The organism is Streptomyces sp. NPDC029526 (assembly GCF_040637405.1).
GTDB lineage: Bacteria > Actinomycetota > Actinomycetes > Streptomycetales > Streptomycetaceae > Streptomyces.
Window position 1 is genome coordinate 5,001 of the sequence record NZ_JBEZWE010000043.1, and the last position, 2,682, is coordinate 7,682.

1 rRNA gene (cut by a window edge) is annotated in these 2,682 nt (G+C 54.7%); it reads right to left on the reverse strand.

Going from position 1 to position 2,682, the window contains the following annotated elements:
- A 16S ribosomal RNA gene (locus AB0F01_RS31275) occupies nt 1-1,198 on the reverse strand; it reaches 607 nt to the left of the window's first position.
- Between the last annotated feature and the right edge of the window lie 1,484 nt (nt 1,199-2,682).

Sequence of the window (2,682 nt, forward strand, 5' to 3'; positions counted from 1 at the left end):
GTGTTGAGTCAAATTAAGCCGCAGGCTCCACCCCTGGTGGTGCCCTTCCGTCAATTTCTTTAAGTTTCAGCCTTGCGACCATACTCCCCCTGGAGCCCAAGCACTTTGATTTCTCGTAAGGTGCCGAACGCGTCAAAAAATAACATCGTCCGATCCCTAGTCGGCATAGTTTATGGTTAAGACTACGACGGTATCTGATCGTCTTCGATCCCCTAACTTTCGTTCCTGATTAATGAAAACATCCTTGGCAAATGCTTTCGCAGTAGTTAGTCTTCAATAAATCCAAGAATTTCACCTCTGACAATTGAATACTGATGCCCCCGACTGTCCCTATTAATCATTACGGCGGTCCTAGAAACCAACAAAATAGAACCACACGTCCTATTTCATTATTCCATGCTAATGTATTCGAGCATAGGCCTGCCTGGAGCACTCTAATTTTTTCAAAGTAAAAGTCCTGTTTCCCCGTCACACCCAGTGAAGGGCATGAGGTTCCACAGAGGGAAAGGCCCGGCCGGACCAGTACACGCGGTGAGGCGGACCGGCCAGCCAGGCCCAAGGTTCAACTACGAGCTTTTTAACCACAACAACTTTAATATACGCTATTGGAGCTGGAATTACCGCGGCTGCTGGCACCAGACTTGCCCTCCAATTGTTCCTCGTTAAGGGATTTAAATTGTACTCATTCCAATTACAAGACCCAAAAGAGCCCTGTATCAGTATTTATTGTCACTACCTCCCCGTGTCGGGATTGGGTAATTTGCGCGCCTGCTGCCTTCCTTGGATGTAGTAGCCGTTTCTCAGGCTCCTTCTCCGGGGTCGAGCCCTAACCCTCCGTTACCCGTTGCAACCATGTTTGGCCAATACCCAAACATCGAAAGTTGATAGGGAAGAAATTTGAATGAACCATCGCCGGCGCAAGGCCGTGCGATTCGAGAAGTTATCATGAATCACCAAAGAGCCCAGAGGGCATTGGTTTTTAATCTAATAAATACATCCCTTCCGAAGTCGGGATTTTTAGCATGTATTAGCTCTAGAATTACCACGGTTATCCAAGTAGTAAGGTACTATCAAATAAACGATAACTTATATAATGAGCCATTCGCAGTTTCGCTGTATAATTGCTTATACTTAGACATGCATGGCTTAATCTTTGAGACAAGCATATGACTACTGGCAGAATCAACCAGATAACTATCGTCCGCCGCGGAAAAACGGCAACCGGTGCTGCGAGCAGCGCCGGAGAGATGTCAAGTTCACTGGGTGGCGTCCGGAGACGCGCCGGGCAAAGCACCTGCGGCAGGAGCCGTGGGCGCCGTGCGAGCCGGCAATCCGCTTTCCCACTCATGTGTTCCCCAGCGAAGCCGTCGACCACACTGAGCCCGAACGGGCGGCGTGTGGCCTGGGGCACGCCAGGAGAAGGACTCAGCGCCCGACTTCAGCCATTGCGGCGTCCGGCGGGCGTGGTTGCCTTCCGTTGCTCGATGGTAGAACTCGCCAGAGGCCAGTAATCCACAGAACCCATCCCTACAGCGGCGATTGCCGGGGCATTCGTCGCCTTCAGGGCATCCCCAGTACGCCGTGAAGCCTGAGCGACCGGTTTCGTGGGGGCCGACCAACACTATGAATCCCTCGCTAGCGAGACCGGAGCCTGCAAGCCTGTTCAAGGGACCACGCAATGAAAGTCTTCAAGATATGGTACAGTTGTTTGATTGCGGTTGTGTTGTGGCCGGCCGATTGCTCGACTGGCCACCCGCTCTCACATACCCTCCGAGCTCTCTGGTGGGGCGCCCCCGCCACCCGGCACTCGTTGGCCACTTTTGATTTCCCGCAAAATTCATTTGTATGGCAAATCCAAAAAATCGACTCACGAACATACATTTCCAACAACGCACCACCCCCCCCTCTCGGCGCCGGGTTTCTCGGCACCAGCGCGCCCCCAGGCCTGCCAGCAGCCAGCCCACGTATTTCTTTTGCCCTTGCCGCCGCCCCCAGATGGTACAGGGTAGGTTCAGGGTAGGCCTTACCCTGCACCCCGACACAGGCGCCACCAGGAGGCTTTAGAGGCTAGAAGCGCTATAGGGAGGCCCTGGCCGAAGGCCCTGGCGTACGCTGCTATCGCTATGCCCATCTACGGGGGGCGCTAGAGGGAGCAGGTGGCCGCCAGGCTTGACCAGAAGCCGCACGTAACAAAGCATCAGCCTAGCACTATAACCACCCCGCCCACCTAAAACGCAGCCAGCGCAGCAGGAGTAGTAGGGTAGGCATATAGGCAGGCCCACGCCGCCCTAAAGGGGGCCCCGACCTCTCCTAGGTCGCCCCTATACGCCCGCGGCGGCTTATTTACGTGGTCGTGGGGTCTAGGGTAGGTAGTCCAGGCACCCCTCAGTTACCCTATACCACCATAAGGTATACTAAAATCAACCTACCCGGCAGCATTATAGGGTAGGTCAAAATCAGCTTACCTGGCACCACTATAGGGTAGGACAAAATCAGCTTACCTAGCGCCACCACCGACGACCAGGGCCAGCACGCCGCCATAAGGCCTCTCTCGCAAAGCACGTAGGAGCCAGAGCGCCTGCTAACAGCCCTTTCGCTTCTACCTACCCGGCACCAGCCACAGGGGCCCCTCCCCCATAGGCCCTACATACTGCCTAGTACGCCATCCCCGCCACCCGACCC